The organism is Herbiconiux sp. (assembly GCF_023264895.1).
GTDB lineage: Bacteria > Actinomycetota > Actinomycetes > Actinomycetales > Microbacteriaceae > Herbiconiux.
This window is the reverse complement of record NZ_JAHFUY010000075.1, coordinates 1-23225: the sequence shown is the minus strand read 5'-3', so window position 1 is coordinate 23225 and position 23225 is coordinate 1. Positions and strand designations below refer to the sequence as shown.

Genomic DNA, 23225 nt, shown 5'->3' with positions numbered 1-23225 from the left:
CACCTGCCTCCACGGCGCCCACCTCGGCGGATGCCAGTGGGTTCACCGCCGGAGCCCGCGGCATCGGCGACCCCTACTTCCCGCTTGACGGCAACGGCGGCTTCGACGTGCGGCACTACGACCTCGACCTCGACTACGACCCCGGGACGGGAGCGATCGAGGGCAGCGCCACCCTCTCGGCGACCGCCACCCAGAACCTCTCGGCCTTCGACCTCGACTTCGACGACCTCGAGGTCGACGGGATCTCGGTCGACGGCGATCCGGCCGAGTGGAGCCTCGAGACCACCCCGATCAGTGCGCTGACGGGCCAGCCCGACGCCGCGGGCAGTGACGATCCGCTGACCACGCCCGGCCGCACCGAGCTCACGATCACGCCGGCAGCGGGCATCGCCGAGGGCTCGGAGTTCACCGTCGAGGTGGTCTACAGCGGCGTGCCGGAGCTGATCGAGGACGAGTTCGGGCAGGCCGGCGTGTTCCGGGACGACCGTGACGGCGGGATGCTCGTGGCCGGCCAGCCGCGGGTGGCCGCCACCTGGTTCCCCGTCAACGACCACCCCTCCGACAAGGCGACGTTCTCGGTGCGGATGGCGGTGCCGCAGGGCCTCACGATGGTCTCGAACGGCCGCCTGGTCGAGCAGACCACGGAAGGAGCCGGCGCTGAGGGAGACAGCGCCGAGGGAGCCAGAACCGTGTGGCACTGGGCCGCCGAGTCGCCGATGGCCCCGTACCTCGTGACCGCGACCGTCGGCCGGTTCGAGCTCACGACCTTCAGCGCCGACGGCGTCGACTACTGGAACGCGATCGACCCCGCGCTGTTCGAGCAGGGAGTTCCCGGCAGTGCGGAGAGCTACGGCCAGGTCGCCCGGCGCATGTTCGAGGCGCAGCCCGAGATCGTCTCGTTCCTCTCCGGCGTGTTCGGCCCGTATCCCTTCGCGGAGGCCGGCGGGATCGCCGACGACGTGCGCGAGCTCGAGTTCGCACTCGAGAACCAGACCCGCCCGATCTACCCGGTCTGGGCGTGGGAGGATCCGGACGACCTGGGCCTGCTCGTGCACGAGTACGCGCATCAGTGGTACGGCGACAGCGTGTCGATCAAGCGCTGGTCCGACATCTGGTTGAACGAGAGCTTCGCCACCTACGCGGAATGGCTCTGGAGCGAGCACACCGGAGGGCCGGGCCCCGCCGAGCAGGTCGAGCGCCTGATGGCGCTCCCGGCCGACGACGAGTTCTGGCAGGCCGAGGTCGCCGATCCGGGCCCCACCGGCATCTTCGACGACGCGGTCTACCAGCGCGGGGCCATGACGCTCGAGGCCCTCCGCACCGAGGTGGGCGACGACGCGTTCTTCGAGCTCGCGCGCTCCTGGGCGAGCACCAACGCCGGCGGCACGGTGGGCACCGCCGACTTCGTCTCGTTCGCCGAGCAGAGCACGGGGCAGGACCTCGACGACCTCTTCGAGCGCTTCGCCTTCAGCACCGGCAGGCCCTGACCCGAATAGCCCGAATGGGGGATACCCGGTGAGAGACACGCGCTCCTACGCTTCGATTGATCGGTCGTATGACGACGACCGGCAGTGACGGAAGAGAACACGCCATGTCCACCGAGGATCCCTACGCCAACCCTCTCACCCGCAAGACTCCCCTCGGTGGCCGCACGGGGGTCGCGATCGTGTCGATCGTCCCGCTGGTCGCGCTCGTCGTGTTCCTGCTGATCGGATTCCTCGCCGGCGGCTGGGCCTGGGCCTGGGTGTTCTTCCTCGCCGTGCCGATCGCCGCGATCGTGGTCTACGGCCTCGGCGGGCGCCCGAACGGGCGCTGAGCGCCTCGCCCGGGCACCCGGGCAGGTCAGGGGCGGGCGTTGCTGCCGCTGAGCGCCTCGGCGTAGAACTCGGCGGGGTCCTTCGAGAGCGACGCCTTCACCATGCGCGACCAGTCGTCGACGAGCACCTCGATCGCCTCCGCCTCGACCCCGTCGAGAGCCGCTGCGGCGACGCCGCGCGGGCTCGTCATCGGGCCGTCGTAGCCGGCCATCATGTCGGTGTCGGCGGCGCCGAGGTGCACGCCCTGCACGAGGGTCCCCTGGCCCGCCAGCTCGAGGCGCACGCCGTTCGTCATCGCCCACTCGGCGGCCTTCGCCACGGCGTAGGCGTTCGCGCCCTCGATGGAGAACCACGACAGCGCCGAGTGGATGTCGACGATCGCTCCCCCGCCGTTCGCCGCGAGCACCGGCGCGAAGGCGCGGATGACGCCGAGCGTGCCGAAGAAGTGGGTGTTGAGCTCGAGCCGGATGTTCTCGAGCGCGCCCTCGGCCAGGAGGTTCGTGCCGGTGGTGATGCCGGCGTTGTTGACGAGGAGGGTGACGTCGGTGGCGCGGGAGGCGGCATCCGTGACGCTCGTGGCGTCGAGGAGGTCGAGCCGCAGCACCTCGACGCGCTGGTCGGTGAAGGTTCCCTCAGCCAGCTGGTCCGGTCGCCGCACGGCCGCGTAGACCTTGGCCGCGCCTCGAGCGAGCAGCTCGTCGACGAAGGCACGGCCGATGCCGCGGTTCGCTCCGGTGACGAGAGCGACGGATCCTCGGATGTTCATGGGTGTCCTTTCTCACGGGGCGCTCGCGGTCGCGATCGCCTCCATCCGCTACGCTAAGACCTCACGTTGACGTCAAGGGCAAGTCGCCAAGGCAAGTCGGCGGGGAGGATGCGCGATGCAGGACATGAGGATCGGCGAGCTGGCGGCGCGCGCACACGTGAGCACCCGGGCGCTGCGCTACTACGAGGAGCAGGGCATCCTGCACTCCGAGCGCACCCCGAGTGGGCAGCGCGTCTACGGCGAGGCGGCTGTGGAGCGCGTGCGGCTCATCCAGCATCTCTTCTCCGCCGGTCTTGCGAGCCGCACCATCGCGCTCATCCTCCCCTGCGTCGACACCGGTCACGCCCCTCCCGAGATGCTCTCGAGCCTGCACACCGAGCGCGACCGCATCACCTCGGTGATCGCCGACCTCGAGCAGGCCCGCCAGCGCCTCGACCAGGTGATCGAGCTCACCGAGCACCCCGACCCGGAGCACTGCGCGATCGTGCGCGACGCGGCGGGTCGCACCACGGCGATCGCGGGCGCCGCGGCCTGATCCATTCCGAGGGTTGACGCCCCGGTGCTGTCCGGGTACAAATGATAAATCGATTGTTCCGATCGATCGTGTACCGCAGCACAGGACGGACCCCCATGAGCCCTCACCCCTCCGGGTACTTCACTCCCCTTCCCCGGGTGCTCGCGGCCGACGACTTCGACACCGGCATGAACGGCTGGCTCGATCTGCGGCCCAACTTCGTGGCCCCCGGCTTCCGCGAGCACTCCGACGAGATCGACCTCATCCACTGGGGCCCCACCATGCTGAGCTCCGCGACCTTCGCGTTCGGTGGCACCCACGGATCCGCGCAGGGCACCTACTCGCTGAAGATCTCGAGCCGGGCCCACGCCGCCCCCGCCGACGAGCCGCCCGCAGCCGGGTCGATGGGTCTCGCGATCAAGCGGCTGGCGGTCCCGCCCGGCGCGCGGCGCCTGCGCATCGAGGCGCTCATCGCGTACAAGGCTGAGCAGGATCGCCCCGGCCTCGGCGTGAACGACCTGCGCGCGTTCGGTTTCTTCGTGGACCTGCAGGACGGCGAGCACCGCTACATGCCGGGCGTGCGCTACGTCAACGCCATCGACGGTGAACCCGTGCGGCGCTGGCAGTTCTACAGCCCCACCGAGGCCTCCGACGAGGAGTGGAGCTACGGCCGGGACGGCTGGCACAAGGCGGGCATCGATCCGCAGTGGTTCGGCGAGCGCCACGCCGACGGCTCGACCGCCGCCACCACCTGGTTCGACGATGGTCACCAGCACCTCATCTACAACGAGTCCGACGACAAGCTCAACTGGACGCCGATCTCGCTCACCATCGACCTGGGGTCGCGCCGCTACGAGCGCTTCTCCGCCGGCAACCGCACGCTGACCTTCCCCGACGGAGCCCATCCCACCTGGGCCCCCGCCTACGCCGAAATCGAGGGACTGCTGAATCCCGTCTTCTTCGTGGAGTCCGGGACCGACCGGCGCGTCTCGCTCTTCGTCGACTCCGTCGTCATCTCGGCCGAGACGGAGGAGAACGCATGAAGACCTTCGCCAGCTCCGTCATAGAGCTCCGCCAGCCGTTCGAGAACGAGGTCGTCACGCATCCGTTCGAGTGCGGTTGGGCCGACGAGGCCGTGTTCTTCGTCGACCTCCACGACCCCGCCGAGGGAACCTCTCTCGACCTGCGGGTGCAGCTGAGTGCCGACGGCATCCGCTGGCTCGACGAGGGCACCCGGATCACGACGAGTGGATCGGCGTTCGCCCGCGTCACGCACTTCGGCGGCTTCCTGCGCCTTGCAGGAAGCGCCACCGACACCCACGGAGTGACGACGCCCGTCACCGTCTCCGTGCGACTCGCCCTGAAAGGATGACCAGAACAATGACGTTTCGCATCAACAAGGCCACGGTGGGCGCCACCGTGGGCACCGCACTCGAGTGGTACGACTTCTCGCTCTACGCCACGGCGAGCGCGCTCGTCTTCCCGGCCGTGTTCTTCCCCACCCAGGATCCGCTGACCGCGACCCTGGCCTCGTTCGCGACCTTCGCGGTGGGCTTCTTCGCCCGCCCCGTGGGCGGCGTGATCATCGGCAATCTCGGCGACCGCTACGGGCGGCGCCAGATGCTGTTCCTCACCCTCGTGCTGATGGGCATCTCCTCCACCCTCATCGGCCTCGTGCCCGACTTCGCCACCATCGGCGTCGCCGCGCCGATCCTCCTGATCGTTCTGAGGGTGCTGCAGGGGTTCGGCGCCGGCGGCGAGTACGCCGGGGCGACGCTGCTCGCCGCCGAGCACTCGAGCGAGGGCTCCCGCGGCATGAACGCCGCCATCCCGGGCGCCGGCAACGCGGCCGGGGCGCTCCTGGCCACGGGCGTGCTGACCCTGCTCAACACCACCCTCCCGGCTGAGGCCTTCCTCTCCTGGGGCTGGCGAGTGGCGTTCCTGCTCAGCATCGTCGTCTGCGTCGTCGGCATCGTCATCCGGTTGCGCGTCTCCGAGAGCCCTGAGTTCGCCGAGGCGAAGTCCAAGGGCGCGGTGCCCCGCGTGGCCCTGACCGAGCTGTTCCGCTCGGCCGGGCGGCGCATCCCTCTCGCCATGCTCGCGAGCATCGGGCCGAACGTGGCGAGCTACCTGCCCTCGGTCTACGCGCTCACCTATCTCACGACCGTGGTGGGCGCGCCGCCGTGGATCGGCCTCACCGGCATCCTGATCGGCAACGTGCTGAAGCTCTTCACCATCCCGCTCGCCGGCTGGATCAGCGACAAGGTCGGCCGCCGGCCCGTCTTCCTCGCGGGCGCGATCGGGGCCGCGGTGCTCGTCTTCCCGTTCTTCTTCCTGCTCAACACCGGCACGCCCGTGCTCGTGTGGATCGCGCTCGTGCTCGTGTTCACGTTCTGCAACGACGCCATGCTCGCCGCGCAGTCCGGCTTCATGTCGGAGCTGTTCGACGTGCGCCACCGCTACACCGGCGTGACCTTCAGCCGCGAGATCACGGGTGCGCTCGTGGGCGGCACCCTGCCGTTCGTGGCCGCGGCGCTCACCTCGGCCGTGGACTCGTTCTGGCTCGTGGCGCTCTACTGCCTGGTGCTGATGCTGCTCGCGGCGCTCGGCATGTTCCTGCTGCCCGAGACGCGCACGCTCGTCTCCCGCGCGAAGGCCGAACAACCGGCATAGTGGAGGGATGGATGGATCCGGCTCCGGCCCGGTGCGGCGAGCCGCCGTGCGGTTGAGCGACGTCGCCCGGGAGGCCGGCGTGTCGGCTCCGCTCGCCTCCCGGGTGCTCAACGGTCACGCGAGCGCCCGGGCCGCCGCCGAGACGAAGGCCCGCATCCTCGAGGTCGCGGAACGGCTCGGCTACGTGCCCAACGTGGCGGCCCGGAGCCTCCGCGCGAGCCGCACCGGGCTGATCGGGCTCGTGGTGCACGACCTCTCGAGCCCCATCTACCTCGAACTCATGCGCGGTGCCCGCGCCGAGGCGGCAGCCCACCAGTACTTCCTCGTGCTGGGCGACATCGACGAGCTGCTCGCCGACGACGAGGCCTTCAACATCTTCGTCAACGGCCGCCGCGTCGACGGGCTCATCGTGCAGGGCGGCCATCAGGGGTTCGACCAGCGGATCGGCGACATCGCCCGGGCCGTGCCGACCGTCGTGGTGAACGCCCCGGCGAGTCCGGACGAGACGGGGGCGGGATCCGGATCGGTGACCGTCTCGCACGTCTATCCCGACGAGCCGAGCGCCACGCGCCTGCTCACCGAGCACCTCCTCGACCTCGGCCACACCCGCATCGGGCTCGTCTCGGGGCCCCGGGACTCGATGACGAACCGGCTGCGCGAGAAGGGCATCCGCGACGCGCTCGAGGAGGCCGGACTCGGACTCCGACCGGAGGATCTCGTGTTCGGCGACTGGTCGGCCGACAGCGGCCGCAGAGGGCTCCGCGTGCTCGCCGAGCGGTGGCACGACGAGCACGCGGGCCGCCCGACCGCGCTCGTGGCGGGCAACACCCTCATCGGCATCGGCATCCTGGGTGCCGCGGCCGAGGAGGGGCTCCGGGTGCCGCAGGATCTCTCCGTCGCGGCCGTGCACGACACCTGGATCAGCGAGCACCTCGTGCCGACGCTCACCACTGTGAGCCTGCCCCTCCACGAGGTGGGCACGGCGGCCGTGCGGCAGCTCCTCGCCGGCTCCGGAAGCCCGCGCGATGTCGTGCTCACCGAGCCGCGCCCGGTGCTGCACCCCCGATCGTCGAGCGCCCGGCTGCAGTAGGAGCCGCCGGGCGCTTGCCAGCCGGCCGGATGCCGGGTCAGCAGTTCTCGGGCATCGGGATGGTGATGCTCGACATGTCGAACTCCCCCTCGATCGAGCCGACGTTGAGGTAGATGTCGGCGTTCTTCTGGAGCGCGTCGGCCCGGCTGCCCGAGATGAAGGCGGGCGGCACGTCGGCCTTCGCCGCCTCCGGGGTCATGCCGAAGACCGCCGTGAGCTCGCCGAGGTAGGTCTCCTCGTCGTCGAGCGCGAGCTGCGCGCTCTCCGCGAGCGTGCACTGGATCGCCGCCGTGGTGTTCGGGTTGGCCTCCACGAACGAGCGCTTCATGATGTAGCCTGACTCGGCCATGCCCTCGTACTCGCCCGATCCGTAGTCGAAGACCGTGACCGTGCCGAGGTCGTTCTTCGCGGCGGCGAGCGCAGCACCTACCGCGCTCGAGGCGTCGACCGTGCCCTGCTCGAGCGCCGTCGCGACCTCGCCGTAGGGCAGCTCGACCCAGTTCACGTCGTCGGGGTCGAGGTCGGCCTTCAGCAGCTGGTCCTTGAGCTTGATGGCGTGGCTGCTGTTGAGCGACACGACGGCCACGGTCTTGCCGATGAGGTCCTCGACCGACTCGATCCCCGAATCCGGCATCGTCTCGAGCGAACCCGTGCCCGGCGCACTCGCCCAGCCCTCGGTCACGACCACGATGTCGAGGCCCTGCAGGGCGGCGTCGATCACGCCGAAGTAGCTCGAGTTGGCCGCCACGAGGTCGCCCGAGAGCACGCTCGTCACGGCGATGCCGCTGTTGTCGACCCACGACGGGGTCCACTCGAGGCCGTAGTCGGCGGCGATGCCCGCGCTCTGGGCGAGCGAGAGCGGGGCGAGGCCGGGGGCACGGATGCCGCCGACGGCGACGTCGGTCTGCTCCGGGGCACGCGGATCGGCGGCGGCACCTTTTGATGCACCGTCTCCCGAGCCGCTGCCGGTGGTGGCGGGGTCTCCGGATGCGCCGGAGCAGCCGGCGAGCACGAGCGCGGCGGCCGCGGTGAGCGCGAACACCGGAACGAAGCGGCGAGCACGGGAACGCGAACGGAAGCGGGAACGGGCGAGGGAACGGGATGCGGACGTCATCGTGCACTTCTCCTGGTGTCGGAACGGGATGGGGTGAGGGGACGGGTGTGCGGTGCCAGCCGGTGCTCCGAGGGCGAGCAGCCGAACCGTGCGCGGTAGGTGCGCGAGAAGTGGGCGAGGGAGCGGAAGCCGCTCTGCACGGCGAGCGCACTCAGCGGGAGGTCGGCGTGCTCGGCGTCGCTCAGGCGGCTGCGCGCGAAGCGCATCCGGGCCTCGCGGATGGCCTGCGGCACGCTCTGGCCGCTGCGGGCGAAGATGCGGGAGAGCTGGCGCACCGAGACGCTGACCGCCGCGGCGATCTCCTCGGCACCGAGCTCGGGATCGCGGAAGCGCTCGGCGATCACGGCCCTCGCGGCATGCAGCCTGGCCGCGTCGGGCTGCTCGTCGTCGAGCAGGCTGCGCAGGCAGTCGAGCATGCGCGACTGGAGTTCGGCGTCGGCCAGGGCCGGGCGTCCGGTGACGGTGGCGGCGAGCCGCGCGAGGTGGGCGCCGGCGACGGCCGCCCGCCCGGGTGAGCGGAGGTCGACCGCGGCGACCTCGCCCCGGCAGCCCGCATCCGGGGCGCCCAGCGCCGGCAGCGACTCCCGCGGAACCGTCACGACGTACTCCGCGAGCCCGCGGGGGAAGCTCCGCCGGAACGGGGTGTCGCCGTCGACGACGATCATCGAGCCGGGCGACAGCACGGTGCGCCCCGCGGCCACCTCGAACGTGCTCGTGCCGCGGAGCGCCAGGTAGGCGACGAGCCCGTCGACGGGCGCCTCGGCGATGTGCGCGGCCGATCGCGACACGTCGTGGGAGGTGGCCGCGACCCGCGCCACCCTCAGCCGCGGCAGGGTCACCGTGAGCTCCTCGGCGTGCAGCGGTGCTCCCGGGCGGGAGCGGGCCGTGAGCGAGACGAGCTCCGCGTCGTTGTGCCGCTCCCAGGCCGCGGTGCGCCGATCCGGCGGCAGACCGCGGGTGGAGAACCACGAGACGGCGGGGCTCGTCACGCGGCACCGCCGGGGGCCGGCGCGAGCACGATGTCGAAGCGCGAGCGCGACCAGGTGCCCTCGACCACCCGGCCGTCGGGGGTGGCGGTGCCCGCCGGCTGCGGGTCGAACCGCTTGATCAGCGAGTCCTTCACACCGAAGACGCTGTCGCCGATGTCGAGCCGCTCGTCGCCCTCCACGAAGATGTGGGTGATGAGCGGGCGCATCCCGGGGGCCGTCACCATGAAGTGCAGGTGCGCGCACCGGATGGGCGAGCGGCCGGTCGCCGCGAGCATCGCGCCCACCGGGCCGTCGTCGGGGATCGGGTAGGGCGTGGGGGTGATGCCCCAGAACGAGTACCGCCCGGCGTCGTCGGCGAAGAGGTGCGCCCGGCCGGCCAGGCGCCCGTCGGAGTACTGCACGTCGTAGAAGCCGTCCTCGTCGGCCTCCCACACCTCGATCCGCGCCCCCGGTACGGGCGCTCCCGTGAGGTCGATGACACTGCCCTCGATCCAGCAGGGCTCGCCCGGCGCTCCCCCGGCGATGTCGCCGCCGATCTCGATCAGCGGGGCGTCGTCGAGGAAGAAGGGGCCGAAGACGGTCGCCTCGGTCGCGTCGCCGACCTTCTCGTTGTTGATGTTGATGGTCTGCATCGAGAGGCCGAGCACGTCCGAGAGCAGGATGAACTCCTGGCGGCGGTCGTCGGTGATGTTCCCGACCGCGGTGAGGAAGGCGATGCCGGCGTTCCACTCCTCCTCGGTGAGCCGCACGTCGCGGGCGAAGGCGTGCAGGTGGTGCACGAGCGACGTCATGATCTGCTTCAGGCGCGGATCGGGTGTGCCGGCGAAGCTCTCCACGACCTTCCGGAGCAGCTCCTCCTCGACGGCGGTCTGCTCGGCCGAGACCCGGCCCTGATCCGGCCCCTGCGCCGGACCCTGATCCGCCTCCTGCTCGGGCTCTCCTGCGATCTCGCTCACGGCGTCTCCTCCGTTCGGCCGAGCACCCTCAGCAGCGCCTCGCGCAGCCGGGTGCCGGGTTCTCCTGGCAGGGCGGAGGCCCGCCATGCCACGTGCTTGTCGGGCCGCACCAGCACGGCCCCGCCCTCGCCGACCCCGTCGGCCTCGCGGAGCCTCGCCCAGTCGAAGTACAGGTCGGCGGTGTCGGTCCCCGGAGCCACGACCACGGTGCGCACCGCGACGCCGACACTCGCGGCCGCCTGCTCCGCCGCCTCCACCCACGGAGCGCCGAGCGCTCCGGTGAACAGGGTGAAGCCGTCGTAGGGCGCCACGTCGTGAGTCGAGACCTTGCGTTTCTCGTCCCCCACCCAGGCGTGCGGCAGCCGGCCGCCTGGACGGGTGGAGGGCGCGTAGTAGAGCTCCGGATCGCGGAGCGACGCGGTGGCAGGCGACCCGTCGGCCACGATCGCCGCCGACTCGTACACCTGCCCGAGCTCCACGCCGTGCGCGTTGAACTCGTAGTCCTTCAGTTCGAGCGCCGACCGCAGGGCCGCGCGCTTCTCGGCACCCGCCTCCGTCGCATCCTTCCGGCTGTCGATCGCCCGCAGCATCTCCTCCTCGCTCTGCCCGGGTTCGAGGCCGAGGGCCTCGAAGATGCCGCCGAACTCCCGGGCCGACTGATTGGCGCGCAGCACGATCTGCCGGGCGACGGGCGCCCGCTCGGCCGTGTAGGTGTCGAGCAGCGCCGGCGAGGCCTGCCCGCGCAGCACGGCGGCGAGCTTCCAGGCGAGGTTGTAGGAGTCCTGCACGGAGGTGTTCGAGCCGAGGCCGTTCGACGGCGGATGCTTGTGCACGGCGTCGCCGGCGCAGAACACCCGGCCCTTCTGCAGCACGGTCGCGTACAGCTCGTTGTTGCCCCAGAGCGAGATGCCGGTGATCTCGGCCTCGAGGTCGGGCACGCCGATGAGGTTCCGCACGATCTGCAGGGCCTCGCCCTCCGAGACCTCGGGGGTGCCCTGGGCGATGTCGAAGCCCCAGACGATGAGCCACTCGTTCCAGGGCCGCACCATGCGCACGAGGCCCGCGCCGATGCCCCCGATGTCGGAGCCCGGCTGCACGACCCAGTAGAGGATGGAGGGCCGGTGGGCCACGAGGTGCGAGAGGTCGGCGGTGAACGTGATGTTCATTGATCCGGCGATGTCGGTGCGGCCCTCGTAGGGCAACTCGATGTCGGCGGCGACCCTCGAGCGCGATCCGTCGGCCCCGATGAGGTATTTCGCCCGGATCGTGTACTCGTCTCCCGAGAGCCGGTTGCGCACCCGCACGCTCACGCCGTCGGCATCCTGCTCGTGCGAGAGGTACTCGGTCGAGAACTGGGTCTGGGTGCCGCGCTGGGTGGCGTTCTTCAGCAGGATCGGCTCGAGGAAGGTCTGAGGGATGTCGCAGTTCATCGAGGGCGATGCCAGGCGGTAGTCGGCGTGCCGGGCGGGGTGGGTGCCCCAGGTGAGGATGCGGCCGATCTCCTCGCCCGCGACGGCGGTGCAGAACACGGTGTCGCCCATCAGCTCGTGCGGGGTCGCCTCCTGCAGCACCTGCTCCTCGATCCCCACGTCGCGGAAGATCTCCATCGTGCGCTGGTTCGTGATGTGCGCTCGCGGTGTGTTCGCCGTCCACCGGTACTTCGTGACCATGATGTTCGGGATGCCGAGGGTGGAGAGGAACAGGGCGGCCGATGCTCCCGCGGGGCCGGAGCCCACGATCAGGACGTCGGTGGTGACCACCCGGGAGTCGGGCAGCTCGGTCTGTGCGACGCCGTCGTCGAACTCGATCACGCGCTACTCCTTCGTATCGCTCGTGCTGGCTTCGTATCGCTCGTGCTGGTGGTCTCACAGAACCCCAGCGCACGCGGCCGGGGCAAGCCGAGAGGCCCGACCTGGCGGAAATGTGCAAATCGACGCCAATTCGTATGACAATCATGCAGACATTCGAAATCGGCGTCTAGGGTGGCAGGAGATTCCGCTCAGCAACGACGCCGAGGAGCCGCCATGACCGAGAGCCTGTACGTCCCGCCCTCCCCCTCCGCACCCGCATCTGCGGCGCCCGATGCGCATCCGGACGCCGACGCGCTCGTCCGCACCGCGGCGGCCCTGCGCCCGCTGCTGCGGGAGAGGCAGAGCGAGCACGAGGCGCTCGGCGGCTACAGCCGCGAGGTGCACGAGGCGTTCCTCGAGGCCGGCTTCTACCGCATCCTGCAGCCGCGCCGATTCGGCGGGCTCGAGCTCGGCCTCGACGCGTTCATGCGGGTGGGGATCGAGATCTCGCGCGGGGATCCGGGCGTCGGCTGGGCCTTCATCCTCGGCGCCGGCCACGCCTTCCACGTGGGCTCGTTCTACTCCGAGGAGGGGCAGGCCGAGCTGTTCGGCGGCGGCGACTTCATCGCGCCCTCCCGCACCGTGCCCTCCGGCCGGGGCGAGAAGATCGACGGCGGCTACCGGCTGACCGGCACCTGGGACTACTGCTCCGGCTCGATGTGGAGCACGCACGCGCTGGTGGTGGCGCCCACCTTCGACGGCGAGCGGATGATCGGGATGCGGATGTACGCACTCCCCCGGAGCGACTACGAGATCCTCGACGACTGGGGCGGCGACACGACGATCGGCATGCAGGCGTCGAGCTCGAACTCGATCCGGGTGACCGACGCCTTCGTGCCGGACCACCTCTCGATCGTCTACGAGTTCCGCGAGCACGAGCTCGGCGAGGGCGGCACCGTGGGCTTCGGGCTGCACGGGGCCGCCGAGTACGTGGGGCGCACGATGACGTTCTTCAACGCCGAGCTCATCGCCACCCAGATCGGCGCAGCCTGGGCGGCCCTCGACGAGTTCGAGGAGCTCATGGCCTCGAAGAAGGCGAGCTTCCCGCCGCGCGGGGCCCGACTGGACACCCCGGAGTACCACCGCTGGTTCGGCAAGATCCTCGCGCTCACCGACTCCGCCGAGGCGCTGCTGCTGGCCGGCACCCGGCAGTACATCGCCCTCGCCGAGCGTTGGATCGACACCCGTGAGGAGTTCACCCCCGAGCAGGATGCGCGGCTGCGCGCCGTGCTGCAGCAGGCCGCGCGGCTCGCCGACCAGGCGGTCGACCTCGCCTTCACGACCGCGGGCACGACCTCGGCGAAGAAGGGTTCGCGAATGCAGAAGTACTTCCGCGACGTGTCGATGTACCGCACGCACATCGCGGCGCAGTGGGACGTGACCTACTCCTCGGAGTCGCGGTACCACTTCGGGCAGCCGCTCACATTCTGAGCCGCCGGGTCAGCGGCCAGCGATCAGGGGCCAGAGACCGGCGATCAGCGGCCGGCCTGGGCGTCGAGCACGGTCTCGAGCGCCGACTCGAACTCCGCAGCCTCCGCGGGCGGGAGGGTCTCGGAGAGATAGGCCTGCACGAGCGTCCATGATCCGTCGCCCGCCACCCACCAGGAGAGGTCCTCACCGTCGTCGCCGGGGGCCGGGCCGCGCACGCCCCGCCACTCCCCGTGCTCGAGGCGCGACTGGGTCGAGCCCTCGAGGCAGGTGTCGACCTCGGCGTCGATGCGGGCCACGATGTCGGCGGCATCCGGATTCTGCACCACAGCCACGGCGACGGACCCGAGGAAGTCGGGGTCCTCTCCGAAGCCATCGGCGAGCTCGAGCGTGATGACCTCCGGCTGCACCTCGCGCCAGCCCTCCCAGTAGGCGTCCTGGCGGGCGAGGTCGCAGGCCTCGGTGGTGTCGCCCCAGTCGGGGGCGTCGATCACGGAGATGAAGACGGAGTACGACCAAGGGCGGCCGTCGAGGGCGCAGAGCTCGGCCGGGGTGACGACGGAGGCGGCGTCGTCCGAACCGGACGGCGCGGCGGGGGGCGAGATCGGGGCGGGGCACGGATTCGCGGTGGCCGCACCGGTCTCCACCGGAGCCACGGTCGCGCAGGCCGCCAGCGGAGCCGCCACCGCGAGCACCCCGATCGCAGCCAGGCGCCGGATCACGTGTCGTGCAGTCATGCGCTCACGCTAGCCCCGAGGTGGCGGGGCGCCGATGGGGAGTTCTCACCACGGCACCGCGATCCGGGCTCGGTGAGGGCTTAGGGTGGCCGGATGCGCACCGCCGGAGTCGACCTCGCCGCCGAGCCGAAGGGCACGGCGCTCGCGGTGATCGAGTGGGGGCCGGAGGCGGCCGCGCTCGTCGAGCTGCACGTGGGAGTCGCCGATCCGCTCGTCGTGGAGACGGCCCGGACGGTCGACAAGCTCGGCATCGACTGCGCGCTGGGCTGGCCCGACGCGTTCGTGGAGTTCGTCTCCGACCACGCCTCCGACCGCCTCGACGGCCCGCCGGCCGACGGCGGCATGGAGTGGCGCCGCACCCTCGCCTACCGCGAGACCGACCGCCGCACCCGTGAGGTGACGGGGCGCTGGCCGCTCAGCGTCTCGACCGACCGGCTCGGGCTCACGGCCATGCGCTGCGCCGGACTGCTGGCCCGGCTGCGCGAGGACGGCCTCGACGTCGACCGCTCGGGGGCCGGGCACATCGCCGAGGTCTACCCGGGAGCGACCCTGCGCGTCTGGGGCTTCGACACCACCGGGTATCGGGTCGACGCCGGGGCCCGAGCGCGGCTCGTCTCCCAGCTGGCGAACGCCGCGCCGTGGTTCGACGCCGCCGCCTTCGCGGAGCCGATGACCGCCTCCGCCGACGCCTTCGATGCGGTGATCGCCGCGCTGGCCGCCCGGGGTGCCGCACTCGGGCTCCACGTGCGGCCGACGCCGGATGTGCTCGGCCAGGCTCGCCGAGAGGGCTGGATCGCGCTGCCGGGCGGCGTGATCGGCGACCTGCTGCCGGTCAGCTGAGGTCGGAACCGAGGCCCGAGCCGGCCCAGTCCTCGGCCGCCGACCGGGGCACGACCGGCACCGGGGCCAGCCGCGCCCGCAGCAGGCAGAACTCGTTGCCCTCGGGGTCGCTCAGCACGTGCCACGACTCCTCGCCCGTCTGCCCCACGTCGGCCGGCCTCGCACCGAGGGCGAGCAGCCGCTCGAGCTCCGCGTCCTGGTCCTGGTCGGTGGGGTTGAGGTCGATGTGCAGCCGCAGCTGATCCCGCTTCGGTGCCTCGTTGCGGCTCAGGTAGATCGTGGGCTGCGAGCCGCCGAACCCGTCCGGCGCCCCGATCTCGACCGAGCCGTCCTCCGCCTCGTCGAGCACCACGAAGTCGAGCACCGCGCACCAGAACCGCGCGAGGGCTTCGGGGTCGCGGGCTTCGAGGACGAGTTCACCGATGCGGGAGGCCATGCCACGCAACCTACTCCGGATCCTCTCCCTCCGAACTCCGTCAGGGTCCCTCGCTCACGTCCCGGGCAATCGGCTGCGCATCTCGAGCGCGATCTGCGAGGCGTCGAGGTTCGCGAGCTCCTCGGCGAGGATGTCGGCATCGAAGGTGCCGTGATCGCGGGCGTCGAGCAGCGCCGAGCGCTGAGCGGTGAGCACCTGGAGCCGGTACCTCTTGGCGATGTCGAAGACCTCGGGCGACCGGTCGCCCGAGCGGATCTCGGGTGGCTCCGGGATGGCTTCGATGCAGGAACGAAGGAGCACGAAGAGCTCGGTGCGCTCGGCCTCGAGCTCGGACTCCTCCGCCGTGGCCGCATCCGCGACCGCCTCGGCGCGCCTGGGCGAGAGTCTCCGCACGAGCAGCCCCACCGTGCCGCCCTGCACGACGAGCGACAGCGCCGCCACCGCGAACGCGATGAGCACGATCGCCGATCGCTGCGGCGTGTCCTCGGGCAGAGTCTGGGCTGCCGCGACGGTCACGGCTCCGCGCATGCCGGCCCACACGACCACCGTGCCCTCCCGCCAGCCGAGGGGCTGCCTCAGGAAGTACTTGATGTCGGCGAGTCCCTGCGTCACCCGGCGGGCGAACTGGTCGAGCTGCCGCTTCGATGTCGGCCGACCCCGATCCGCTCGCGAGACCCGTCCGGACTGGCCACCCCGGTCGCCCGTTCCTCCGCTGCCGCGCCGCCCCGCCGTCAGCTCCTCGTATGCCGACTGCGCACCGCCGGGGCCGTCGAGCGTCGCCTTCATCTGTTCGAGCCGCGGCTGCAGCTGCTCGCTGCGTCGGCTCCGCCACGCCAGTACGCCGAGCAGGGGGAACACGTAGGCGGCCCGCACGAGCACGGTCAGCACGAGGGCGCCGAGCGCGACGAGCAGGGCGGGCCCGACCCCCGAGTGATCGCGCTCGACATCCGCGATGATCGACGAGATCTGCAGCCCCATGATGAGGAACACCGCGCCCTCGAGCATGAGCTCGACCGTGCGCCAGTTCTGCGAATCCGACAGGCGGTTCTGCGGCGAGAGCTCCCGCGGTGCCCGGATGCCCGTCACGAGCCCCGCCACCACGGCCGCCACGAGCCCGGATGCGCCGAGCAGCTCCGCGGGGACGGCGGCCAGGAACGGCACGGCGAAGGAGATGACGGTGTTGACGGTGGGGTCGGTGACCCGCCTGCGCACAGCGAGGTTGAGCCAGCCGACGAGGCCACCGAGCACGACGGCCACCGCCACGGAATAGGCGAACGTGCCGACGGCACCCCAGAACGAGAACGACGCGGCGGTCGCCACGATGGCGGTGCGCAGCAGCACGAGGGCGGTGGCGTCGTTCAGCAGGCTCTCGCCGTCGAGGATCGCGACGACCCGCCGCGAGACCGGCGTGCGCTTGATGATGGAGGTCGCCACGGCATCCGTGGGGCTCACGATCGCGCCGAGCGCCACACCCCAGGCGAACCCGAGGTCGGGGATGACGAGCAGGAAGAACACGCCGAGCAGCAGCGCGGTGCCCACCACCAGCAGCACCGAGAGACCGCTGATGGCGCCGAACTCGCGCCGGAAGTTCATGGCCGGCATCGACACCGCCGCCGAGTAGAGCAGGGGCGGGAGGATGCCGGCGAGGATCCACTCGGGTTCGATCTCGATCCCGGCGAGCAGCGGGATGAAGCTCGCGCCCACCCCGACCGCCACGAGCACGAGCGGCGAGGCGATGCGCAGCCGCGGGGCGATCAGGGTGGCAGCGGCGATCACCAGGAAACCACCGACGAGCACCACGAGGAGTTCGGTCATGCCGACAGCCTGGCAGGCGAAGGCCGGTCCGGACGACCGGACCGGCCTGATCGGCTAGAAGCCGATCGACGGGTCGATGAACTCGTTCGTGGTGATCGTCTCGGGCGTGAGGCCGGAGGCGGGCGGGGTGCCCTGCTCCTCGAACAGCGGGGTCGTGATGTCGATGATCTCCTGCACCCGCTCGAGGTCGAAGTTGCCGACGGTGTCGTCCGATCCGTTGCCCACGAGGCCGAGGTCGACCTGCGCCTTCACGGAGTACTCGGCCACGCCGGGGGTGTAGACCCACCCGTTGTCGAACTCCTCGACGGCCTCGAGGATGAGCTCGTTCGTGACCGCGGGGTCGGCGTAGTAGTCGACCGTGGCCTGCTGGATGACCGGCACGAGCTCGGAGAGGCACGGCGAGAGCTCCTCGAGGTCGCCCGAGCGCACCGAGAGCGCGGAGGCGTAGATGGGGTAGCCCGCATCGTGGATGAGCTCGAACGCGACGGGCTTCTCCCAGTCGGCGATCTCGTTCTCGTAGACGAAGGGCTCGACGGTGGCGAAGCCTTGCTGCGCATCCGCCCCGTTCGCCGCGATGAAGCTCGCGGGCGTGCCGTCGTAGCTGCCGTCGACGTGGTCGGCGGGGAGGATGCCGCTGCCCATGAGGTACTCCATGTAGGCGGCGCCGCCGAAGTAGCGCACCACGGCGTCGGTCTTGCCGAGATCGGCGATGGTCTCGACGTCGGGGTAGGTCTCCGGATCCCACATGATGATCTGCGGCCCCACCTCGAACGGCGCGAAGACGGCCGTCGTGGGCATCTCGTCCGAGAGCTGCACGGCCTCGTCGGTGTTCGCGTAGCCGAGGGTGATGTCGGGGTCGGTGTACTGCTGGCTCGTGACGGTCTGGAAGCCGATGGCCGGGCCACCGGAGCGCACCTCCACGTTCACGCCCGTGTACTCGCCGCTCGCGAACAGCGGGCCGGAGACGGCCTTGTTCTGCGCATCGATCACGGCATCCGGGCCGATCAGCTGGTAGAGGTTGCCCTGCTCGGCCTCGGGGTTCCAGTCGGTCTGGATGACGACGTTCGCGGGGCAGCCGGCCGCCGCGAGGTCGACCGCGCCGATCTCGAGGTCGGCCGCGGCCGTGCTGCTCGTGGCGGTGCTGCTCGACGCGCACCCGCTGAGGGCGGCGACGGAGGCGACGAGCGCGCCCGAGGCGATGACGGCCCGGAGGCGGGGGTGGCGGGTGCGGGGCATGGGATCTCCTTGAGTGGTGGGAGTGGTGCAGGGGCGGGGCGGGATGGGGCTGGGGCGGATCGGTCGGTCAGAGCTCGTCGGCGTCGGCCAGGGCCGGGGCGCCGCGCAGGGTGAAGCGGTCGCGGGTGGTGGTGTAGAAGCTCGCGCCGAAGCGGGCCACGGGCGCGTAGTCGGTGAGCCGCACGCGCCAGGCCTCGGTGTCGATGAGGTCGTCGCGCGTGTGCAGCGACACGATCCGGCCGAGGAACACCTCGCGGCTGGTCGTCTCGAGCTTCTCGTGCAGCACGCACTCGAAGGCCACCGGAGCCTCGACGATGGTGGGCGGCCGCACCTGGCGCGAGGGCCGCGTGGCGAGGCCCACGGCCGCGAGCTCGCTCACCCCGTGCGGGAGCGCGTCGCCGCAGCGGTCGGCGGCCTCGGCGATCGGCTCGTCGACCATGTGCACCACGAACTCGCCGGAGGAGTCGATGTTGCGGGCGGTGTCGCGGCGGCCGTGCTCGCCCGTGCGGTTGAGGCTGATCAGCACGAGCGGCGGCTCCTCCCCCAGCATGCAGAACATGCTGAAGGGCGCGGCGTTCGCGGAGCCCGCGGGGTCGACCGTCGTGACGAGCGCGATCGGCCGCGGCACGATCAGGCTCGCCATGAGCTTGTAGCGCTCGTACTCGCCGAGGGTCGTGAAGTCGACGTCAGGCACGGTGCGCCGCCGCCCACCAGGCGAGCAGCACGTCGCGGAGGGCCTCGCCCTCGGTTGCGTAGAGGTCGTGCCGCCAGAGGCCCGCGAAGGACTCGGCGGTCTCGGCGTCGAGCTGCACCTCCACGGCCTCGTACCGGATCGGGGTGTTCGCGAACGCCGGCACGTAGGAGGGGTCGCGCTCGAGGGCGCGCTCCTGGCGGATGACGGGCTGCCGGAACTGCTCGACCGTGCGCTGGGTGTCGTAGACCTGGAGCTCGGGCACGGCGTCGAGATCGGCCGCGCCCGCGCGCCAGCGCTGCACCAGCACGGGCTTGATCGAGAAGTTGCTCGTCTTCATGACGTCGGCGCCGCAGATGTTCGGCACCGCGAGCACGTCCATCACCGCGAGCAGCTCCACGTGATCGCCGGGCTTCGACGACTGGTGATGGATGCCGGGCATCCCGTCGTCGACGCTCGTGGACATGAACAGGTTGAACGAGTCGTGCACGTCGTCGGGCGTGAGACCGTACTCGCGCTGGGCCTCGGCCTGGATGTCGGCGCAGTTGGTGTGCGTGGCGAAGCCGTAGGCGGTCTCGTAGAGGTTGGCGCTGCAGCGCGGGAAGACGACGTCGTTGGCGTGCACGGTGTCGGTGAGGATGAACATCATCGCGCGCTCGCGGGGCGGGGACGACCAGAGGAAGTCGCCCGCGCCGGGGTTGATGCCGTGCAGAGTGCGGGTGCGGCCGGTGTGGAAGAACTCGCGGTAGTCGCGCAGGTTGAAGACGTTGAAGTCCACGCACTGCGCGCCCTCGATCTGCTCGATGCGCACGAGCTCGCCCGCCCGCACCTCGAGGGCCTTGCCGGTGCCGGGCTCGAGCACGAACTCCTCGAGCAGCTCGCGCTCGGCGGGCACCGGATGCGTCAGGCCGCTCCGCCAGTCGAGGGCACGCCCCGAGACGGCCGGCACCCGGAGCGCTGAGACCTGGCTGCTCGCCGTCTCCAGCACCGCCCGCTTCAGCAGGGCGGAGAGGTCGTCGGCCTCGCCGGCGTCGAGGCTGCGGGTGAGGAGCTCACGCTGCTGGGCGTTGAGGTGGAGGGTTCCGGTCATGAGCTCAGTATGCCGTTGATCTCATTTCGGTATACGTAAACTCTATGTTTCGCATGCGTTTCCGGCGTGGTTCGTCGGCCGTCCTCTATGATCGGCTCATGGACACCCTCGGCCCGAGCACGGAGAACCGCAGCGCCGCGGCCTACGCCGCCCTGCGGGAGGCGATCATGGAGAACGCGTTGAAGCCCGGCACGAAGCTGCCCGAGGGCGACCTCGGGGTGCACTTCGGGGTGAGCCGCACGCTCATCCGCGCGGCGATCGCCCGCCTGGCGGCCGAGGGCCTCGTCGACGTGGGCAAGACGAAGTCGGCCACCGTCGCCACCCCCAGCCGCGAGGAGGCCTTCGAGGCCTTCGAGGTGCGCCGCGCGCTCGAGCGCGAGGTGGTGCGGCTCGTGGCGCTGCGGTGGGACGAGCGCCTGCACGCCGCGCTGCTCGCGCAGATCGAGCAGGAGCGCGAGGCCTCCGAGGCCGGCCGGCACAAGCTCTCGGTGCGGCTCGCGGCCGAGTTCCACATCCTCCTCGCCGAGATGACCGGCAACTCGCTGCTCCGGCGCTACGTCTTCGAGGTGCTGGGGCGCACGACGCTCATCCTCGCCGTGTACGGCGTCGCGCATCCGCAGGACGACAGCCTCGCCGAGCACGTCGCCCTCGTCGAAGCGCTCGCCTCGGGCGACGTGGGAGCGGCCGAGCGGCTGGTCGACGCCCACATCGCGTCGGTCGAGGGCCGGGCGCTGCAGCCGCTCCCGGCCGAGGAGCCCGCGGGGCTCGGCGAGATCCTGGGGCGGTTCTCGGGGCGCACCGTCGGGGCGTGACCTGGGCGGGCGTGAGCGGCGGGGCCGGATCTTCGGCGCTGACCGGGTCAGAGCTCGCTGAGCTCGCCCCTGAGGATCGAGTCGCCCGAGTGCGTCGGGTCGCCGTCGTCGGTCTCGGCCGAGATGTCGACCAGGGAGTACTGGGCCAGATCGATCCCCGAGGGGATGTCGAAGCGGCCCTCTCGGCCGTCGAGGAAGCCGATGCTCACGAGGCCCGTGCCGTCGCCGCGGATGAGCCATACCTCGCGGAGCGGCGAATCGCCGCCTCCGGCTGCAGGATCCACCGCGGGGTCGACATCGACGACCACCTGGCGACGTCCGTCGCCTGACTGCTCGACGACCGCGCTGCCGCGCGCATCCGGCCAGTCGGGGAACGGAGCCAGCTCGGCTCCCGCCACCGCGATGCCGCGCGGGGACTGCTGCGTGCCCTGCCACCAGATTCCGACACCGGCGCCGGCGACGAGGCCGAGCATGAGCGCCGCGGCCGCGAGGGGCGCCCAGAGGCGGGTACGTCGGCGGGAGGAGGGCTTGCGGGTGGCCAGGTGGGAGGAAGAAGGGGCGGAGGCCGCGGGGCCGGCCGTTGCCGGGCTGGTTGCCGCGGGGCCGGCCGCTGGTGTGCTGGTCACCGGCGTGCTGGTCGTCGCGCGGCCGGTCGCTGCGGGCCCGGTCGCTGCGGCCGCCGGTGCGCTCGCCGGGAGGTCGATGGAGAGCTGGAGCTCGTTGTGGATGCGAGCCCACACCGCGGCGGCGGGGTCGACGAGCGGCTCGGCGTCGGCGGCGCGCGCCTGCTGCACCGTGCGGGTGAGGGCGTCGAGCTCGTCGGAGCACACGGCGCAGGAGGCGAGGTGCGCGCGCTCGCGGTCTGTCGCCGTCGTGTCGCCCAGCGCGATCAGCGCGAGCGCATCCGGATCAGTGTGTTCCATCGTTCACCTCCAAACGTGTTCGTAGCCGACCGAGACTTCGGCGGATGTGACTTTTCACCGTGCCGAGCGGCAGCCCCAGTCTGTCGGCGATCTGGGCGTGGGTGAGATCGGCGTAGAAGGCGAGTCGCATCACGCGCTGCGGCTCCGGGGCGAGGCGGGCGAGCTCGTCGGCCACCTGCAGGCTCTCGGCGAGACGGGCCGTCGCATCCTCCTCCGGCAGCGGGAGCTGGGCCGCGTGGGCCTCCTCGGCCCGGCGGGCCCGGCTGCGGGCCTCGAGCGCGTCGGCGATGCAGTGCCGGGTGATGCCCACGAGCCACGCTCCCAGCTGCGCGCGCAAGGGGTCGTAGCGGGTGCGGCTGCGCCAGGCCTCCACGAACACCTTCTGCGTCACGTCCTCGGCGTCGCGCGGGTCGCCGAGGGAGCGGAGCGCGAGGGTGTGCACGAGCGCCGACCAGCGCGCGTAGGCCGCGGCGAGCGCGGACTCGTCGCCGTCGCGGAACGACTCGGCCATCGCCGCCTCGACGATCGCGGCCGCCGCGCGCTCGGCGTCGGCGAGATCGGCGGGGCGTGCGGCGGCGGAACGTACGGCGTCGGAGGAACGCGCGGTGTCGGCGGGAGGCGCGGCATCGGCGGCAGGGGCGGGCCTGTCCTCGGTCTCTCGGTCTGTCACGTCAGAGCGCTGCCTCCTGGTCGTGGCCGCTCCGTCGCGGGCCGGACCGCTCGGGCGGGGGCGACGCCCAGTCGCCGGTCCCGCCTTCGGTCCGAGCATACTCGCGGCCCCTCACGCGGCCGGAACGGGGACGGCGGTCACGAACACATTGCTGCGGTAGTGGCCGGTGTCGTAGTCGAACTCGCCGCCGCAGGTGATGAGCACGAGCCGGGAGGGGCCCGCACGGTCGAACACCTGTCCCCAGTCGATGCCGTCCTTCGCCGCGAGGTCGACGTGCTGCACCTCGAAGTCGGCGACCCGGCCGTCTGCCGCGGTGACGCTGATCCGGGTGCCCGCCGTCGCATCCGGGAGCCGCGCGAATTGGCCCAGGCCGTACTTGAGCGAGTCGACGTGCGAGGCGATCACCGTGGCGCCCTCGGGGCTCCAGGGGGACGGGCCCCAGCGGTACCAGGAGGCGACATCGGGATCTTCGGGGAGGGCCAGGGCTCCGGCGGCGTCGACGCCCTCGGCCGCGACCGAGACGTCGATCCCGAGCGAGGGCACCTCCACCCGCACGGGCGGCACGGTCGGAGCGGTGGCCGCGGCGCCGAGGCTGGCGTCGGAGAGGGGCACGGAGGGTGTGGTCGCGGGTGGGGCGGTCGGAGGGTCCGACGGTGTCGGGGACGCGGAGGGGGTCGAGGTCACCCGGTCGTCGGATGCCGTGGCACCGGCGCCAGGTGGGTTCGCGCCGGCGGCGCATCCGCTCAGCAGGAGCGAGGCGGCAAGAACGACGGCGGCG

23 protein-coding genes and 1 pseudogene are annotated in these 23225 nt (G+C 71.6%); 10 read left to right on the top strand and 14 right to left on the bottom strand.

What is annotated here, in order from left to right; translation table 11 throughout:
- Nucleotides 1–1487 (top strand): M1 family metallopeptidase (locus Q0D57_RS14005; RefSeq protein WP_291045101.1); only part of this gene is annotated, 1487 nt, incomplete at its 5' end.
- 104 nt (nt 1488–1591) lie between these two features.
- A complete protein-coding gene (locus tag Q0D57_RS14000; RefSeq protein ID WP_291045099.1) occupies nt 1592–1816 on the top strand; it encodes a hypothetical protein in 225 nt (74 codons plus the stop codon).
- Nucleotides 1817–1842: 26 nt separating this feature from the next.
- Here the strand turns inward: Q0D57_RS14000 and Q0D57_RS13995 are convergent, their stop codons facing one another.
- Complete coding sequence (locus Q0D57_RS13995; protein ID WP_291045097.1) at nt 1843–2583, bottom strand: SDR family oxidoreductase; 741 nt, start codon at nt 2581–2583, stop codon at nt 1843–1845.
- A 115-nt stretch (nt 2584–2698) separates the two neighbouring features.
- On the opposite strand from Q0D57_RS13995, the gene Q0D57_RS13990 reads away from it, so the two are divergent.
- The 5 genes from Q0D57_RS13990 to Q0D57_RS13970 all read left to right on the top strand — a co-directional run bounded on the left by Q0D57_RS13990 (nt 2699) and on the right by Q0D57_RS13970 (nt 6860).
- A complete protein-coding gene (locus Q0D57_RS13990) occupies nt 2699–3118 on the top strand; it encodes a MerR family transcriptional regulator (RefSeq protein WP_291045095.1) in 420 nt (139 codons plus the stop codon).
- Between the two features lie 95 nt (nt 3119–3213).
- Complete coding sequence (locus tag Q0D57_RS13985; protein ID WP_291045093.1) at nt 3214–4140, top strand: DUF6772 family protein; 927 nt, start codon at nt 3214–3216, stop codon at nt 4138–4140.
- Complete coding sequence (locus Q0D57_RS13980) at nt 4137–4469, top strand: hypothetical protein (RefSeq protein WP_291045091.1); 333 nt, start codon at nt 4137–4139, stop codon at nt 4467–4469. Before Q0D57_RS13985 ends, Q0D57_RS13980 begins: the two co-directional genes overlap by 4 nt.
- Nucleotides 4470–4477: 8 nt before the next feature.
- Nucleotides 4478–5770 carry an MFS transporter gene (locus Q0D57_RS13975; protein ID WP_291045089.1) on the top strand — a complete coding sequence of 431 codons (1293 nt, stop codon included), beginning with the start codon at nt 4478–4480 and terminating at the stop codon, nt 5768–5770.
- Between the two features lie 7 nt (nt 5771–5777).
- A complete protein-coding gene (locus Q0D57_RS13970; protein ID WP_291045087.1) occupies nt 5778–6860 on the top strand; it encodes a LacI family DNA-binding transcriptional regulator in 1083 nt (360 codons plus the stop codon).
- Nucleotides 6861–6897: 37 nt separating this feature from the next.
- Here Q0D57_RS13970 and Q0D57_RS13965 read toward each other — a convergent pair whose 3' ends face one another.
- The 4 genes from Q0D57_RS13965 to Q0D57_RS13950 all read right to left on the bottom strand — a co-directional run bounded on the left by Q0D57_RS13965 (nt 6898) and on the right by Q0D57_RS13950 (nt 11730).
- Nucleotides 6898–7974, bottom strand: a complete 1077-nt coding sequence (locus Q0D57_RS13965; protein WP_291045085.1) for an ABC transporter substrate-binding protein — start codon at nt 7972–7974, stop codon at nt 6898–6900.
- The gene (locus tag Q0D57_RS13960; protein WP_291045083.1) at nt 7971–8963 is read right to left on the bottom strand and encodes a helix-turn-helix domain-containing protein; all 993 of its coding nucleotides are present in this window, start codon (nt 8961–8963) and stop codon (nt 7971–7973) included. The genes Q0D57_RS13965 and Q0D57_RS13960 overlap by 4 nt, the downstream gene beginning before the upstream one ends.
- Nucleotides 8960–9814 carry a dioxygenase gene (locus Q0D57_RS13955; RefSeq protein ID WP_291045103.1) on the bottom strand — a complete coding sequence of 285 codons (855 nt, stop codon included), beginning with the start codon at nt 9812–9814 and terminating at the stop codon, nt 8960–8962. The genes Q0D57_RS13960 and Q0D57_RS13955 overlap by 4 nt, the downstream gene beginning before the upstream one ends.
- 101 nt (nt 9815–9915) lie before the next feature.
- Entirely contained in the window at nt 9916–11730 is a 1815-nt protein-coding gene (locus tag Q0D57_RS13950) for an FAD-dependent monooxygenase (RefSeq protein WP_291045081.1), read from the bottom strand.
- 213 nt (nt 11731–11943) lie between these two features.
- Here Q0D57_RS13950 and Q0D57_RS13945 point away from each other — a divergent pair, with 213 nt between their 5' ends.
- Nucleotides 11944–13200 carry a hypothetical protein gene (locus tag Q0D57_RS13945; protein WP_291045079.1) on the top strand — a complete coding sequence of 419 codons (1257 nt, stop codon included), beginning with the start codon at nt 11944–11946 and terminating at the stop codon, nt 13198–13200.
- A 44-nt stretch (nt 13201–13244) separates the two neighbouring features.
- On the opposite strand, the gene Q0D57_RS13940 is transcribed toward Q0D57_RS13945, so the two are convergent.
- Nucleotides 13245–13934: a hypothetical protein gene (locus Q0D57_RS13940; RefSeq protein ID WP_291045077.1), complete on the bottom strand. Its 690-nt coding sequence runs from the start codon at nt 13932–13934 to the stop codon at nt 13245–13247.
- Nucleotides 13935–14027: 93 nt separating this feature from the next.
- Here Q0D57_RS13940 and Q0D57_RS13935 point away from each other — a divergent pair, with 93 nt between their 5' ends.
- Nucleotides 14028–14774 carry a DUF429 domain-containing protein gene (locus Q0D57_RS13935; protein ID WP_291045076.1) on the top strand — a complete coding sequence of 249 codons (747 nt, stop codon included), beginning with the start codon at nt 14028–14030 and terminating at the stop codon, nt 14772–14774.
- 58 nt (nt 14775–14832) lie between these two features.
- On the opposite strand, the pseudogene Q0D57_RS13930 reads toward Q0D57_RS13935, so the two are convergent.
- The 5 genes and pseudogenes from Q0D57_RS13930 to Q0D57_RS13910 all read right to left on the bottom strand — a co-directional run.
- Nucleotides 14833–15210 (bottom strand): annotated as a pseudogene (locus Q0D57_RS13930) (VOC family protein); the annotation flags it as partial.
- Nucleotides 15211–15264: 54 nt separating this feature from the next.
- Entirely contained in the window at nt 15265–17025 is a 1761-nt protein-coding gene (locus Q0D57_RS13925; protein ID WP_291045075.1) for a sodium:proton antiporter, read from the bottom strand.
- A 54-nt stretch (nt 17026–17079) separates the two neighbouring features.
- Nucleotides 17080–18261, bottom strand: coding sequence for an ABC transporter substrate-binding protein (locus Q0D57_RS13920; protein WP_291045073.1), 1182 nt, complete (start codon nt 18259–18261; stop codon nt 17080–17082).
- A 67-nt stretch (nt 18262–18328) separates the two neighbouring features.
- Nucleotides 18329–18955: a flavin reductase family protein gene (locus Q0D57_RS13915; protein ID WP_291045071.1), complete on the bottom strand. Its 627-nt coding sequence runs from the start codon at nt 18953–18955 to the stop codon at nt 18329–18331.
- Nucleotides 18948–20042 (bottom strand): urea carboxylase-associated family protein, encoded by a 1095-nt coding sequence (locus Q0D57_RS13910; protein WP_291045069.1) that lies wholly within the window; start codon nt 20040–20042, stop codon nt 18948–18950. The genes Q0D57_RS13915 and Q0D57_RS13910 overlap by 8 nt, the downstream gene beginning before the upstream one ends.
- 98 nt (nt 20043–20140) lie before the next feature.
- Here Q0D57_RS13910 and Q0D57_RS13905 point away from each other — a divergent pair, with 98 nt between their 5' ends.
- On the top strand, nt 20141–20854 hold the full coding sequence (locus Q0D57_RS13905; RefSeq protein WP_291045066.1) for a GntR family transcriptional regulator: 714 nt from the start codon (nt 20141–20143) through the stop codon (nt 20852–20854).
- Nucleotides 20855–20901: 47 nt separating this feature from the next.
- On the opposite strand, the gene Q0D57_RS13900 is transcribed toward Q0D57_RS13905, so the two are convergent.
- The 3 genes from Q0D57_RS13900 to Q0D57_RS13890 form a co-directional block, all read right to left on the bottom strand.
- Nucleotides 20902–21777 carry an anti-sigma factor gene (locus tag Q0D57_RS13900; RefSeq protein WP_291045064.1) on the bottom strand — a complete coding sequence of 292 codons (876 nt, stop codon included), beginning with the start codon at nt 21775–21777 and terminating at the stop codon, nt 20902–20904.
- A complete protein-coding gene (locus Q0D57_RS13895; RefSeq protein WP_366518628.1) occupies nt 21764–22447 on the bottom strand; it encodes a sigma-70 family RNA polymerase sigma factor in 684 nt (227 codons plus the stop codon). The genes Q0D57_RS13900 and Q0D57_RS13895 overlap by 14 nt, the downstream gene beginning before the upstream one ends.
- 111 nt (nt 22448–22558) lie before the next feature.
- The coding region (locus tag Q0D57_RS13890) for a class F sortase (RefSeq protein WP_291045062.1) at nt 22559–23225 on the bottom strand (667 nt) is incomplete at its 5' end.